The organism is Oleiphilus sp. HI0043 (genome assembly GCF_001634935.1).
Window position 1 is genome coordinate 23671 of the sequence record NZ_LWEY01000777.1, and the last position, 13478, is coordinate 37148.

The 13478-nt window shown below is 45.6% G+C and carries 13 protein-coding genes; 9 read left to right on the forward strand and 4 right to left on the reverse strand.

All coding sequences use genetic code 11. The features are described from left to right. Position 1: 1 nt before the first annotated feature. The 4 genes from A3729_RS08880 to A3729_RS08895 are packed head-to-tail and all read right to left on the reverse strand — an operon-like array spanning position 2 to position 3782. Positions 2–688, reverse strand: coding sequence for a lactate utilization protein (locus A3729_RS08880; protein ID WP_068633692.1), 687 nt, complete (start codon positions 686–688; stop codon positions 2–4). Next, on the reverse strand, positions 685–2103 hold the full coding sequence (locus tag A3729_RS08885; RefSeq protein ID WP_068514109.1) for a LutB/LldF family L-lactate oxidation iron-sulfur protein: 1419 nt from the start codon (positions 2101–2103) through the stop codon (positions 685–687). Before A3729_RS08885 ends, A3729_RS08880 begins: the two co-directional genes overlap by 4 nt. Beyond that, positions 2096–2845, reverse strand: coding sequence for a (Fe-S)-binding protein (locus A3729_RS08890; protein ID WP_068514112.1), 750 nt, complete (start codon positions 2843–2845; stop codon positions 2096–2098). The genes A3729_RS08885 and A3729_RS08890 overlap by 8 nt, the downstream gene beginning before the upstream one ends. Beyond that, positions 2835–3782, reverse strand: a complete 948-nt coding sequence (locus A3729_RS08895) for a phosphate/phosphite/phosphonate ABC transporter substrate-binding protein (protein ID WP_068514114.1) — start codon at positions 3780–3782, stop codon at positions 2835–2837. Before A3729_RS08895 ends, A3729_RS08890 begins: the two co-directional genes overlap by 11 nt. Positions 3783–4155: 373 nt before the next feature. Between A3729_RS08895 and A3729_RS08900 the strand changes: the two genes are divergently transcribed. The 9 genes from A3729_RS08900 (at position 4156) to A3729_RS08940 (ending at position 13361) form a co-directional block, all read left to right on the forward strand. Next, on the forward strand, positions 4156–5781 hold the full coding sequence (locus A3729_RS08900; RefSeq protein WP_068514118.1) for a CTP synthase: 1626 nt from the start codon (positions 4156–4158) through the stop codon (positions 5779–5781). 16 nt (positions 5782–5797) lie between these two features. Further along, positions 5798–6643, forward strand: coding sequence for a 3-deoxy-8-phosphooctulonate synthase (kdsA, locus tag A3729_RS08905; RefSeq protein WP_068514121.1), 846 nt, complete (start codon positions 5798–5800; stop codon positions 6641–6643). A gap of 80 nt (positions 6644–6723) precedes the next feature. Further along, the gene (gene eno, locus A3729_RS08910; protein ID WP_068514123.1) at positions 6724–8016 is read left to right on the forward strand and encodes a phosphopyruvate hydratase; all 1293 of its coding nucleotides are present in this window, start codon (positions 6724–6726) and stop codon (positions 8014–8016) included. Between the two features lie 317 nt (positions 8017–8333). Continuing rightward, positions 8334–8612 carry a cell division protein FtsB gene (gene ftsB / locus A3729_RS08915; RefSeq protein ID WP_068514126.1) on the forward strand — a complete coding sequence of 93 codons (279 nt, stop codon included), beginning with the start codon at positions 8334–8336 and terminating at the stop codon, positions 8610–8612. A gap of 72 nt (positions 8613–8684) precedes the next feature. Continuing rightward, entirely contained in the window at positions 8685–9992 is a 1308-nt protein-coding gene (gene ispF / locus A3729_RS34535; protein ID WP_068514129.1) for a 2-C-methyl-D-erythritol 2,4-cyclodiphosphate synthase, read from the forward strand. Beyond that, entirely contained in the window at positions 9989–10972 is a 984-nt protein-coding gene (gene truD, locus A3729_RS08925; RefSeq protein WP_082865198.1) for a tRNA pseudouridine(13) synthase TruD, read from the forward strand. Before ispF ends, truD begins: the two co-directional genes overlap by 4 nt. Next, complete coding sequence (gene surE, locus A3729_RS08930) at positions 10969–11712, forward strand: 5'/3'-nucleotidase SurE (protein ID WP_068514132.1); 744 nt, start codon at positions 10969–10971, stop codon at positions 11710–11712. The genes truD and surE overlap by 4 nt, the downstream gene beginning before the upstream one ends. Positions 11713–11750: 38 nt before the next feature. After that, the gene (locus A3729_RS08935) at positions 11751–12380 is read left to right on the forward strand and encodes a protein-L-isoaspartate(D-aspartate) O-methyltransferase (protein WP_068514134.1); all 630 of its coding nucleotides are present in this window, start codon (positions 11751–11753) and stop codon (positions 12378–12380) included. A gap of 39 nt (positions 12381–12419) precedes the next feature. Further along, entirely contained in the window at positions 12420–13361 is a 942-nt protein-coding gene (locus A3729_RS08940) for a DUF368 domain-containing protein (protein WP_231877391.1), read from the forward strand. Positions 13362–13478 lie beyond the last annotated feature (117 nt).

The following is a 13478-nucleotide window of genomic DNA, read 5'->3' on the forward strand; positions in this document are numbered from 1 at the left end:
TCTATATCTCTGCGTTTTCTTGAACTAAGACAATCAGCTTTTTGGGTCCATGAGCGCCATAGGCTAGTGTTTGTTGTATATCTGCTGTTTTCGACGGGCTGGAAATAAACAAAACATTGCTTGGCATTTTCTCGCATTGACCCCAAGGTTCATCATTGAGCAAACTTGATAAATCCGGGTAGATTTGATCCTCTTGTAGTAGCACTAGATGTATTGGTGGCACAAGCGACATCATTCTAGGTTCGTCTTTATTTGGCAGCAGCAATAAGGTTCCGGTTTCGGCTATTGCTCCCTGTGCAAGGGTGATGCCGATATCGATGTTATGGAATAAGGTTTCCCGAAGGGTTTCATAAGCTTGTGAGTAGCGTGTAATGCTGATGTTATTATTATGAAGGCGCAGAGCTTGTTCAATTTCGCTTTGGTATGCAAGATTATTCCCTAATAAGCAGTGCTTGGCTTTTTCTCTTTCCATGATGTCAGTAAGTGTTGTTTTCCACTTAAACGCGCTAACTCGATGTACTTCTGCGTGATTTTCTTCTAGTTTTGAGATCAGCTGCCTAAGCAAATCTTCAGCTTGAACAATACCACTACGACTTCTATGGGAGCTAGGCAAACCCTCGCGTTCTGGTGCTTTAAAACCCTTGGAGCGTTTTAGGCGTGAGAGTATGTTCAGTTTAGCTTGGTTCATTGGCGTGGCTCCTTGCTTTGTCCATCAAATTTTTGATGGCTATGCTTTAGCCTCTCGTGAAGGGTACGTGCACTTGGGCGAGCCGGTGTTCGGGTATTGCGCCATGCTTTTGGGTAGCAAGTGCTGATGAAAGGTAAGGCGCCCATGAGCTTGGTGACTAGGCGATAGAGTTTGGGGTGGGTATGGATCACTTTCCACAAACGCCAGATCCACGATTCTACCTTTAGCGTCGAGCCAGTAGCTTGTTGTTTGTTTCTCAAACTACGGATAAGTTGAGGCAGTTTAATATCTACTGGGCAGGCTTCCCCGCAGGCGCCATTAAGGGAGCAGGCATTTAGAAGCTCCCCATGACTTGCCATACCCTTAAGTTGAGGCATAACAACCTGCCCAATAGGGCCGGGGTAGGTTGTGCCGTAAGCATGTCCGCCTATTTTGGTATAGACCGGGCAGTGATTCATGCATGCACCACAGCGAATACAAGCGAGAGTGGTTTTCAGCTCCGGATCTTGTTGGATGAGTGAGCGGCCATTGTCGAGAATAATTAAGTGAACTTCCTCGGGGCCGTCAAGTTCTCCTGCTTGACGCGGGCTGCTAATCAAGTTGAGGTAGCTGGTGATATGTTGGCCGGTTGCGGAACGAGTGAGAAGGCGTTGTAGTGTTGGTAGTTCTCTCAGGCTTGGAATAACTTTTTCCAGGCCCATAATTGCAATGTGCACCGGAGGAGCTGTGGTAGATAAGCGTCCATTACCCTCGTTTTCTACCAGGCAAAGCGTACCTGACTCGGCAGCAGCAAAGTTGACGCCCGAAATGCCAATGTCTGCTTTTTCAAATTTATCCCTGAGGATTCTTCTACCCAGACCAATCATGCCATCAACGTCGTTCGGGTCGCATTTCAACTTGAGCTTCTTTTCAAATAGTTGAGCAATTTCCTGTTTGTTTTTGTGGATGGCGGGCATGATGATATGAGACGGTGTTTCATCGGCAATCTGCACAATGTACTCCCCCATATCCGATTCAATGGCTTCAATATTATGGCTCTGGAGGAAATTGTTCAATTCGATTTCTTCGCTCGCCATCGACTTTCCTTTGATAACAAGTTTGGCTTTGCGACGTTGTGCTATGTCGAGAACAATTTGGTTAGCTTCGATCCCGGTTTCTGCCCAATGTACCTGAATGCCGTTATTGCTACATTGTTGTTCTAGTTGCTCTAGCAGTTCAGGTAAACGCTCGACGACGTTCTGTCTTATTGCTGCACCTTGTTCTCTAAGGGTTTGCCATTCCTCTTCATCACTGAAGGCTTGTTTGCGTTTATTGCGTAGAAAGTCCATGGCGCCGCGGAAGTTGGAGCGTAGCTGCGTATCTTCTAGTGCGCTTTTTATGCGAGTGGCGAAGTTTGAGTGCGCGTCGTCAGTCATGTTGTATTCCAAAACGCTGAGCAATAAATCTCGCGATATGGGTGCAAGGACGCTTGTCGCCTGAATGCTTGATATGTCCGCTAATATTCAAAAGGCAGCCACAATCACCGCTTAATATAGACTGAGGATTTGGTGATAGTAAGTGCTCACATTTGTCTGCTGTCATGGCGGCAGAAATCTCAGGAGACTTGATAGCAAAGGTTCCCCCAAATCCGCAGCACTCCTGCTCTAGTGTTGGTAAGGATACCTCGACGCCATCTAGCTTTCTTAGAATTGATAGCCATGGTTCTGCGACTTCCATCTCCCTAAGGGCGCTACAGGATCGGTGAAGACTGATATGAGTGTGGGAGCTGTCGCTTTGCTTATTGTATGGGAGGATGGGCTCTAGAAACTCGATAAGCTCGTAGGTTCTCGAGCTCAGCTCTATTGCTTGTTTATGCTCTGTGGAACCCGTGTCGAAGAGAGTCGGGTAGTGATGCTTGATCATGGCCGCACAAGAGGCTGAAGGTACGATAACAGGTAACTTTTTGTCGGAAAAAACCTGAATGGTGTGCCAGGCGACATCTTTGGCTGGGCTTGCTTCACCCGAATTATAGGGAGGCTGTCCGCAGCAGGTTTGCGCTTGAGGAAATACTATTTGATAATTACATAGTTCAAGCAGAGCAATCGCATCCATACCTGATTCCGGGTAAAAGGAATCTATTAGGCAAGTTCCAAAGAGGTAGGCCTGTTTACTCTGCATGAGATTTTTTCGAAGTACCGTTAAGGATATGGAGGTCGATCAGGCCAATTTCATCCCAGTCGCTGTTTTTAGCAACCTCAAAGCCGTTTTCAACAAAAATATACTTGAGAAGCTTTTCCCCTTCGTCATCTTTAATCATATTCACAAACGCCCGCTTTAACTTGGTGAGCGAGAAAAAATCGACGCGAGGGTGTGCGATAAGAGGGTAGGGAGAAAACCCGGGGCTGTCCCAGAGCATTCTCAGGCGACTACGTATTTCAGGGGGGAGTGCTCTAAAGCTCTCATCAGTTCCGCCACCGGCGATGTAATCCCCATTAGCGACGCCTTTGTAGACCTCTGACTGACTAGATAAAAACTGGGGGATGATATCGAAGTTAAGTTTATTCAGGCTTTCTCTCGGCACTACGCTGGCGGCAAAATCTAGCAAGCCAGGAAACGCAATGGTTGCATTTCTTAGTTCTGCCAAGGTCTTAATTGGTCCAGTTTTCTTAACGAATATTAGCCCTCTGATTGGCTGTGACTTGCGTTTGACCTGGGCCTGGTAGCCCGGAAACTCTTTAAATGCATGAAACTGCAAAGGGGTAGTGTAGGCAAGGTCGTAATGCCCTTTGGCCAGTTTTAATTCAAAATCGAGTTGGCTGCTGGCAGCTTCATATTTAAGTTCAATTCCCGAGGCTTGTTCCAAAAAAGAAATTACGTTTTGCCATGCTACTGTTTTAGTAGGAAGAGAGCTGCTTGATGTTGCATAGCTGAGTTGTTGGTCTAGCTTCTTTTGTTTCACCGCAAACTTGCTTTTTTTCTTAACGATCTGTTTTTCAAGAGCTTCCAGTTCGGCAACGGGTTTGGGGAACGAGGGCGCAACGCCGACAATTAAAGGTTTGGCATGTAAGGCTGAACTTAATGAAAAGGACAGTATAAATAATAGGCTTGAAACCACGGCTATTGCTGAGCACGAAAAGCCTGCTTTCGACTTTTTCAGAGCGCTGGGCACTATTGAATTGTCATGAGTTTGGGGGTGGGGGCGATACACGAATTAGCTCCATTTTTTGGCTTATGTTTATGATAAAAGACAATGTCAGCCTCTGCCAGGCCAGGTACTATAAATTTAATTTAGCTATGAGGCCTTTGCAGAAGAGATATTAGCTGTGATTGAACGCACATTTAGTTTGAGTGAAACCTCGCTTTCTGGTAATCTGGCGCCCCATCTTGAGATGAAAATCTCCCCCTTCTACATAAATATTTGAGTTAACTGAACTTTGCGTGGCGCAAGGTATGGAAAGCTCTTTGTCTGAGATATTGACGGGATTTGCATGACACGTTTTATTTTCGTGACAGGTGGTGTTGTATCCTCCTTAGGGAAAGGCATCGCTTCAGCTTCATTGGCTGCTATTTTAGAAGCTCGAGGGCTGAAAGTAACAATGCTTAAACTGGACCCATATATAAATGTGGATCCAGGCACGATGAGTCCTTTTCAGCACGGTGAAGTATTTGTTACCGAAGACGGTGCCGAAACTGATTTGGATTTGGGGCATTATGAGCGCTTTATTCGAACCACGATGTCCAAGCGAAATAACTTTACGAGTGGTCGAGTCTATGAAGACGTCATTCGCAAAGAGCGACGTGGCGATTATCTAGGTGGAACAGTCCAGGTAATTCCTCATATCACTGATGAAATCAAACGCCGCATCGTTGAAGGTGCTAACGGCTATGATGTCGCCTTGGTTGAAATTGGCGGCACAGTTGGGGATATCGAGTCGCAACCCTTTTTGGAAGCAGTGCGACAGTTAAAGATTGAAGTGGGCTCCCAGCGTGCGCTGTTTATGCACTTAACTCTAGTGCCTTATATTGCAACCGCAGGTGAGACCAAAACCAAGCCGACCCAGCATTCCGTAAAAGAAATGCGCTCTATCGGTATTCAGCCCGATATTCTGGTTTGTCGCTCTGATCACGAGATTGATGCATCATCTCGCCGCAAGATTGCTTTGTTTACCAACGTAGAAGAGCGCGCCGTTATCCCATTACAGGATGCAAACAGCATTTACCTGATTCCACGTATGCTGAATGAACATGGTTTGGATCAAATTGTCGTAGAACGATTTGGTCTGGAGTGTGATGAGGCCGATCTAACAGAGTGGGATTCAGTGGTTGAAGCTGAATCCAGTCCGGAAAACGAAGTAACCATTGCCATGGTAGGCAAGTACATGGAATTACTTGACGCTTATAAGTCTCTAATCGAGGCGCTTAAGCATGCAGGAATTCGTACGCGCACCAAGGTTAATATTGAGTATATTGATTCCGAGAGAATTATAGATGAAGGTACTGCCGTTCTAGAGTCAGTGGACGCAATTCTAGTGCCCGGTGGTTTTGGTAATCGTGGTGTTGAAGGTAAAATTCAGACAGTTAAGTTTGCGCGTGAAAACAAGGTTCCATATTTAGGTATTTGTTTAGGTATGCAGGTTGCTGTCATTGAATATGCTCGTCATGTCGCTGGTTTGGCTGATGCGCATAGTACTGAATTTGATAAAGGCTGCGAAAACCCGGTAGTAGGTTTGATCACTGAATGGAAAGATGCCAGCGGAGCTGTAGAGCAACGTGATGCGGGTTCAGACTTGGGCGGAACCATGCGCTTAGGTGCTCAGGAGTGTAATCTGGTTCAGGGTTCTAAGGCTTTCGAAAGTTATGGCAAGCCAGTGATCATTGAACGTCATCGTCACCGTTATGAAGTGAATAATAATATTCTGCCGCAATTAGAAGAGGCCGGTTTGATTGTTTCTGGTCGTTCAGCAGATAACTCATTAGTTGAAGTCGTTGAAGCACCGGATCATCCATGGTTTGTTGCCTGTCAGTTCCATCCGGAATTTACTTCAACGCCGCGAGACGGTCATGGTTTGTTTGAAGGTTTCATTTCTGCCGCATTCACAAATAAGTCTTCGTAAATAGAAGGGTATATAGATGAGTCAAAAAGTCATACAGGTCGGTGATGTAAAAATTTCTAATGATTTGCCATTTGTTTTGTTCGGCGGCATGAATGTATTAGAGTCCCGGGATCTTGCGATGCAGATTGCCGAGAAATATGTCGAGGTAACGACCAAGCTTGATATTCCTTATGTATTTAAAGCGTCTTTCGACAAAGCGAATCGCTCCTCTATTAACTCTTTTCGAGGCCCCGGCTTGGAAGAAGGCTTGCGTATTTTTGAAGAGGTAAAGAAAACCTTTAATGTGCCGGTCATTACCGATGTGCACGAGCCTGAGCAAGCAGCTCCGGTTGCTGAAGTTTGTGACATTATCCAATTGCCAGCTTTCTTGTCCCGTCAGACAGACCTGGTGGCAGCGATGGCCAAGACAAATGCCGTTATTAATATCAAGAAAGCCCAGTTCCTTGCGCCTCAGGAAATGAAACATATTTTGACCAAGTGTGAAGAGGCCGGCAATGACCAGTTAATTCTCTGCGAGCGTGGTAGCAGTTTTGGTTACAATAACCTGGTTGTCGATATGTTGGCATTTGGTGTAATGAAGAGCTTTGAGTACCCGGTTTTCTTTGACGTGACGCATTCTTTGCAGCAGCCCGGTGGTCGTGCAGATTCTGCTGGTGGTCGACGTGAAGCTGTAACTGACTTAGCGCTTGCGGGTATGTCGCAGGGTATTGCTGGTTTGTTTTTAGAAGCTCATCCTGACCCTGAAAATGCTAAGTGTGATGGCCCGTGTGCTTTAAGGTTGTCGCAGCTTGAACCCTTCCTTGCTAGAGTTAAGGCAATCGATGAGCTAGTTAAGCAATTTAAGCCTTTAGATACGGCTTAAAATATAGCGTTTATGATTTTGAATTTTGGCGTTGTTGAAGGAAAGACAGGGCCTGAAGTTATTATTTTTGGAGAAGTGTAATGACAACGATTATTGATATCAAAGGCCGTGAGGTCATGGATTCTCGTGGTAACCCTACTGTTGAAGCGGATGTGATTCTAGAGTCTGGTGTGGTGGGTACAGCTTGCGCTCCTTCTGGTGCGTCAACAGGCTCTCGTGAAGCCTTGGAGCTTAGAGACGGTGATAAGAGTCGTTATTTAGGTAAAGGTGTTTTAAAGGCTGTTGCCGGCATTAATGAAGAGATCAAGGCTGCGTTATTAGGTAAGGATGTTACCGATCAACGAGCTTTAGACCAAATTATGTTGGATCTGGACGGTACTGAGAATAAAGCTAAGCTGGGTGCTAATGCAATTTTGGCGGTTTCTTTGGCAGCAGCGAAAGCAGCAGCACAAGAAAAAGGCGTTGAGCTTTATGAGCATATTGCTGATCTAAACGGTACTTCTGGTCAGTACTCTATGCCTGTGCCAATGATGAATATCATCAATGGTGGTGAGCACGCAGACAACAATGTTGATATCCAAGAGTTTATGGTTCAGCCAGTTTCTGCTCCTACTTTTGCCGAAGCACTGCGTGCGGGCGCTGAAATATTCCATGGTTTGAAGAAGGTATTAAGTGAGCAAGGTCTAAATACCGCTGTGGGTGATGAGGGCGGTTTTGCGCCTGACTTGGCTTCTAATGCCGATGCATTGGCGGCAATCAAGGTTGCTGTAGCGAATGCAGGATACGAGCTAGGTAAAGACATTACGCTAGCCTTAGACTGTGCATCAACTGAGTTCTATGTTGATGGTAAATACGACATGAAAGGCGAAGGTAAGGCTTTCAGCCCTGAGCAGTTCTCTGATTATTTGGCTGAGCTTTGCGACCAGTATCCAATCGTTTCTATTGAAGACGGTCAGGACGAGTCGGATTGGGATGGGTGGAAGTATCAAACTGAAAAGTTGGGCGACAAAGTTCAATTGGTTGGTGATGACTTGTTTGTGACCAATACCAAGATTCTTTCTGAAGGTATCGAAAAAGATATTGCTAACTCGATTCTGATTAAATTCAACCAGATTGGTAGCCTGAGCGAAACCTTAGATGCGATTAAGATGGCTAAAGATGCAGGCTATACCGCAGTTATCTCACATCGTTCTGGTGAAACAGAAGACACAACAATTGCTGATTTGGCGGTTGGTACCTGTGCCGGCCAAATAAAGACTGGTTCACTTTGTCGTTCTGATCGTGTTGCTAAGTATAACCGCTTATTGAGAATTGAAGAGCAGTTGGGAAGCAAGGCGCCTTATAAGGGTAGAAGTGAGATCAAAGGACAGTAATTTCTGGCCTTGATTGAATGAAAAGCACTGTGCGTTGAACGTTCAGTGCTTTTTTGTCTTTAGGCAAAACAAGCCTTATCTTAAATTATGCTAATCTTCAGAATTCTTTTCGCTAAAAGCCAATTTCTGAACTAGAGTAAATTTATTCCAATATATGTTTGTTTATCCGTTTTTATGTAGCGGGGCTTTCTTGTCTCTACGCTGTGGTAGCGGGAAGAAATATCGTTTTTGCTTGTCTATGTGTCTTGTCAGCGTATGGCAATCTTTAAGTAATAATGTGACTAGTGTGAAGTTAAAGGTGTAGTGAAGTTGTCCTTATGAAAGTGCTCTGGAGTATAATGGTCATTGTTATTCTTGGTTTGCAGTACCGCTTGTGGTTTGGCAGTGGTAGCTTTGCAGAAGTTTCGCATTTGCGCGAAAAAGTGGCTTTGCAGCAGGCGGCGAATGACACCTTAAGTGAGCGCAATGCTCAGCTGAATGCTGAGGTGCTAGACCTTAAAAATGGCTATGATGCGATTGAAGAACGTGCTCGTTTCAGTTTGGGCATGATAGGGCGAGACGAAACCTTTTACATGGTAGTGGCTTCGAAACTATAATGGCCCATTGCAAGCGCCTGCCATGACCAAGAGCGGGTCATAGGTTTTTATTTATCACTTTGTGCCCCAACTATGTCGGTTTCAAGCCCCAGTCCTTCGTTTACCTCCTCACCCCTCTCAGGCTTAGACTCTGCTAAGCAAGCACTACCTCGGTTTTGGGTCATTATTCCGGCAGCGGGTGTTGGCAGCAGAATGCAAAGTGACATCCCTAAACAATATCTTCAGCTTGGTTCAAGCAGTGTTCTTTATCTGAGTGCCAAAGCCTTCCTTGACCACCCTCGCTTTACTCAGGTGCATATAGGTATTTCCGAGGCTGATGACTATTTTGATAGCGATAGTTTGGCTCAAGATGCTCGAGTGATTCAGTATAAGGGTGGTAGTGAACGCTTCAATACTGTTTTAAATGGTCTTGATGCTTTGGTAGGTATTGCCGATGAGCAAGATTGGGTGTGGGTGCATGACGCTGCGCGGCCCTGTTTAAGTCGAGAAGATATAGATAACTTGATTGAACATGTTGACGCCTGGGACGGTTCAGAGGGCGGTGCTATTCTGGCGTCTCGCGTTGTTGATACGATTAAGGTATCACAAGATGGAAGGGCGATTGAGGGTACTTCGGATCGGGACAAACTTTGGCGAGCATTTACACCACAAGTCTTTCGTTTTGCCGAGCTGCGCCATGCCCTAAGTGAATGTCAGCGGCTTGGGCTGACGGTGACCGATGAGTCGTCAGCAATAGAGCATATGGGTGGGGCGCCCTGCCTAGTTGAAGGCTCAGATGACAATATCAAAATTACGCGGCCGCACGATTTACGTTTGGCTGCAGATACCTTGGCTGCGCGGACGCAGCTGGGACGAGGTGAAAAAATGAATAGCTTTCCGAGAATCGGGAACGGTTATGACGTGCACGCATTTTGCGAGGGTGAAGAAATTATCCTGGGAGGCGTCAAAATTCCCCATCACAAATCTTTTATTGCGCATTCCGACGGGGATGTGCTGATTCACGCGATTATGGATGCAATGTTAGGTGCTTTGGCCTTAGGTGATATCGGTAAGCACTTTCCTGATACTGATGAAAAGTGGAAAGGGGCAAATAGTCGAGAACTGTTGTCTGCAGTAAACCACTTGATTTCAGAAAAAGGTTTTGTAGTTTCCAATATCGATAGCGTTATTATTGCTCAAGCTCCTAAGATGGCGCCGCATATAGGAAAGATGCAGGAAAATATTGCTCAGGACTTACAGGTTTCTCCTGAGCTGGTGAGTGTTAAAGCAACGACTACAGAGCGCCTTGGTTTTGCAGGGCGTGAGGAAGGAGTTGCTTGTCAGGCAAGTGTATTGTTAGTGCCTAAACCTAGCTGCGAAAGTGAAAGGAGAAGCGTGTGAGTGAAGTAAGGTCATTACCAGAATCACAGTTCAATCTGGTTTTTCCATGTATCGCTGACTTACCGCGGCCTGCCGGTGTCATTAAGACAAAAGAAGAAGACTTCTTTGTTGAAGAGGTCATGAATCCTGAGCTAAGTGGTGAGGGGGAGCACGTTTGGTTATGGCTGGAAAAAAATGGTCAGAATACTGAGTATGTGGCGGGTCAGTTAGCGCGTTTCTCCCACGTCAAAAAAGTGGATGTCGGGCTGTCAGGTTTAAAGGATCGTTGGGCGCTTACCCGGCAATGGTTTAGTGTTTATTTAGGGAATAAGCCTGAGCCTAATTGGAACGAATTTGAATGTGAAGGCGTAAAAGTACTCAGTTATCAACGGCATAATAAGAAGTTAAGACGCGGCGAGCATAGTGCCAACTTCTTTAGGTTGGTGGTGAGAAATATTGACAATATGGCTAATGTGGAAGCTCTTTTGCTACAAGTCAGAGATAAAGGTTTTCCAAATTACTTCGGTCCTCAACGATTCGGCTTTGACGGTGCGAATCTGGATCGTGGCGTACAATATTTTGAAGGTAAGATTAAAGCATCTAAAAGCCAGCGTTCTTTCTATTTATCGGCAGCTCGTTCGTACTTATACAACTTGAATCTAGCAAGCTTGATAGAAAGTGGGGATGACTTGAGCGCTGATCTAAGCGGCCCACTATACGGAGACGAAACGCCAGGAAGTAACGAACTGACTGAGCCAGAGAAAGAAATTCTAGAGGCGCACCCTGCCTTTAAAAAAGGAATACATCAAAATCGATTGCGTTTAGAGCGGAGGCCATACCTTGTTGTCCCTGAGGCGATGTCTTGGTCAATGGGAGAGGCTGAGCTTGAACTAGAGTTTCAATTACCTACGGGAGTCTTTGCTACTTCATTGCTTGCCGAAGTGTTTAACTTGTCTCAAGGCTTGGGAGAGGGTAATCAAGGCATGCGGAGCACACGATGAGTTTACTGATATCCAATGATGACGGTATTAATGCTGAAGGTATACAGGTACTCTCGGAGGTTCTATCTTCCAAGTTCGAGGTGAAGGTGGTTGCACCGGATCGTGATCATAGTGGCGCAAGCAGTTCACTGACTTTGAGTCGCCCTTTGCGTGTAATGGAAACTGCAAATGGCCATTACTGTATTGATGGTACGCCGACCGATAGTGTTCACCTAGGGGTCTCATCACTTTTTGATCTTGACTTTGAGCGTGTGGTCTCAGGTATTAACTCTCATGAAAACCTTGGCGATGACGTGTTATATTCGGGGACAGTCGCTGCAGCGATTGAAGGGCGGTTTTTAAAGCAGCCCGCTATCGCTGTTTCCCTAGTGAACCAGGGTCAGTTTCATTATCAAACTGCAGCAAAAGTGGTACTCGATTTATTGGTTCGCTCTAAAGATTTGGAAGTGCCTGAAAGAACCATTTTGAATGTCAATGTGCCGGATGTGCCTTATGAGCAGCTTAAGGGAATTAAAGTCACGCGTTTGGGGCATCGGGCAAAAGGGCTTCCCCCAGAGGAAGTGTCAGACCCACGAGGTCGACAGCGATATTGGATATCGCTTGCAGGCGAGGGAGACGATGCCGGAGAAGGTACAGATTTTGACGCGGTAAAGAACGGTTATGTTTCAGTAACGCCGCTTCAAGTTGATATGACTCGTCATGAGCTGATATCACAAGTAAAAGATTGTTTAGAGGATTGAATATCGTGAGTCAGACACTTGATCTCGAAGGAATAGGAATGACCTCGCGCCGTACCCGGATGCGACTCATTCAGCGGCTCAGGGATGAGGGGATTACCAACGAGGATGTATTGGCAGTCATGCTGGATACGCCGCGGCATATATTCCTCGATGAGGCGCTATCTCATCGGGCTTATGAAGATACAGCTTTACCGATTGGGCACAACCAAACTATTTCCCAACCTTATATTGTTGCGAGAATGACTGAGTTGTTGCTGCAAACGGCGCCGCGTAGAGTTCTTGAACTTGGCACCGGCTCTGGGTATCAGGCGGCGGTCTTGGCTCAGTTGGTGGGTGAGGTCTATAGTGTTGAGAGAATTAATCCTCTGTTAGAAAAAGCGGTTCAACGCTTTAAGCTGCTAGGCTTGAATAATATCAGTACTCGTCATGCCGATGGCGGGATAGGCTGGCCGGAGCGTGGTTTGTATGACGCAGTGATTATGACGGCGGCGCCCACAGAAATTCCATTGGAGCTGGTTCGTCAGTTAAAAGAGGGCGGGCGGATGATTTTGCCTTTGGGAGATGCTCAACAAAGCTTAACTATTGTCACAAGAAAAGGCTCAAGTTATGAACAAAAGATAATTGAGCCTGCGATGTTCGTACCCTTTCTTCCAGGAACGATTCGCTAATAAATTTAAGATACAAAACGGCACCATAAAGAGGTAGATGTGAAAATAGATGGATGGGTTTTTATAAAGGGAGTGTTGATGGGTGCCGCTGATATTGTGCCGGGTGTTAGTGGTGGCACTATTGCTTTTATTACGGGTATTTATGAGCGCCTGCTACAAGCCTTAAATTCAATTCTTCCTACTTTGTTACTAGCATTAAAAAATAGAAGCTTAAAAGGAGTCTGGGAAAAGGCAGACGCCAGTTTTCTTCTTACTCTGTTTGTTGGCATTGTGACAAGCGCAATATCCTTGGCGAAGGTGATTACTTTTCTGCTGGCTAACTTTCCTATTCCTCTTTGGGCCGGCTTTTTTGGTCTCATCTTGGCGTCTGTATACATAGTGGGTCGTGAAGTAAGGGAGTGGAGCGTTGGCTTGGTTATCGCAATGCTATTGGGAGCCGTATTTGCCTGGGGCTTAACCTCAATGTCTCCAGCGAGTATTGATCAAACACTCTTTAACGCCTTTCTATCGGGTGTGCTTGCGATTTGCGCTATGGTGCTACCAGGTATCTCCGGAAGCTTTATCTTACTGATTCTGGGCACCTATGCTTATATTCTTGGGGCGGTGAAGGACTTTGATCTCGCCGTATTAAGTGTCTTTGTGCTGGGGTGTGGTATTGGTATTTTGTCCATTGCCAAACTACTTGTTTGGACATTTTCACGTTATAGAAAACTGACTTTGGCTGTTTTAACAGGCTTTATGATTGGTGCCTTGAACAAGGTTTGGCCTTGGAAGCAGGTTTTAAGCTATCGCGAAAACCGTCATGGTGAATTAGTACCTTTGTTAGAGGCTAATATTTCTCCGGATAAGTATGTAGCCTTAACGCAAGAGTCTTCCTATCTAGTGCTTGCAGTGATTTGTGCCATTGGTTCAGCTTTAATTGTATTGCTGCTTTCCCGCTTGGGCGCAAATAATGAGAAAGAGAACACAAAAAGTGTGTGATCTGTTTTAATAAGAGTGTTTCTTAGGGTAACACTGGTGTATTTTGCGGTAACGTTTAATTTGCTTATATTCTGAGCGAATAAGATAGAAGATGAATGACTTAGCTAAGTAACTTAA

Bases quoted from the DNA above. Each gene is read 5' to 3' on its own strand.
- A3729_RS08900 (WP_068514118.1), top strand. From the start codon at position 4,156: ATGACACGTTTTATTTTCGTGACAGGTGGTGTTGTATCCTCCTTAGGG.
- ispF (WP_068514129.1), top strand. From the start codon at position 8,685: ATGTCGGTTTCAAGCCCCAGTCCTTCGTTTACCTCCTCACCCCTCTCA.
- ftsB (WP_068514126.1), top strand. From the start codon at position 8,334: ATGAAAGTGCTCTGGAGTATAATGGTCATTGTTATTCTTGGTTTGCAG.
- kdsA (WP_068514121.1), top strand. From the start codon at position 5,798: ATGAGTCAAAAAGTCATACAGGTCGGTGATGTAAAAATTTCTAATGAT.
- A3729_RS08935 (WP_068514134.1), top strand. From the start codon at position 11,751: ATGACCTCGCGCCGTACCCGGATGCGACTCATTCAGCGGCTCAGGGAT.
- A3729_RS08885 (WP_068514109.1), bottom strand. From the start codon at position 2,103: ATGACTGACGACGCGCACTCAAACTTCGCCACTCGCATAAAAAGCGCA.
- surE (WP_068514132.1), top strand. From the start codon at position 10,969: ATGAGTTTACTGATATCCAATGATGACGGTATTAATGCTGAAGGTATA.
- A3729_RS08890 (WP_068514112.1), bottom strand. From the start codon at position 2,845: ATGCAGAGTAAACAGGCCTACCTCTTTGGAACTTGCCTAATAGATTCC.
- eno (WP_068514123.1), top strand. From the start codon at position 6,724: ATGACAACGATTATTGATATCAAAGGCCGTGAGGTCATGGATTCTCGT.
- A3729_RS08880 (WP_068633692.1), bottom strand. From the start codon at position 688: ATGAACCAAGCTAAACTGAACATACTCTCACGCCTAAAACGCTCCAAG.